The 319-nt window shown below is 61.8% G+C and carries 1 protein-coding gene; it reads left to right on the top strand.

What is annotated here, in order from left to right; all coding sequences use genetic code 11:
• The coding region (locus AC1RP1_RS08140) for a hypothetical protein (RefSeq protein ID WP_481762740.1) at positions 1-192 on the top strand (192 nt) is incomplete at its 5' end.
• Positions 193-319: the final 127 nt, after the last annotated feature.

The raw sequence follows: 319 nt of genomic DNA, 5'->3' as shown, positions 1-319 counted from the left end.
ATTCCGCGCAACGAAATGTTTTGCTGGGATTCGCGCATTTGGTTCAAGAACACCGAGGGCGTTGCGCTGTGCATAGCTGTGGACCCTGAACGTGGTGCCACGTACGCGTCGAAGCTGGGCACGGTGCTCCCGTTCGAGGCGGATACTCAGGTGCGTGCTGTGGTCCGCGCCGAGTTCGCGCTGGAGGGTTGATGAGAGACGATCGCGTGAAGCTCGTGGTGACCGAGGACGGTGAAGTACGGTTCGCACGCCACGAGTTCCGGTATCGTATCGTGGGCCGTGAAGGCTGGTGCGCGTGGACCGTGTGCGAGGCTGACAC

This window comes from Dellaglioa sp. CoH-56-MRSF-13 (assembly GCF_056782095.1).
The sequence above is the reverse complement of the archived record's forward strand: the minus strand, read 5'-3'. Positions and strand labels throughout refer to the sequence as shown.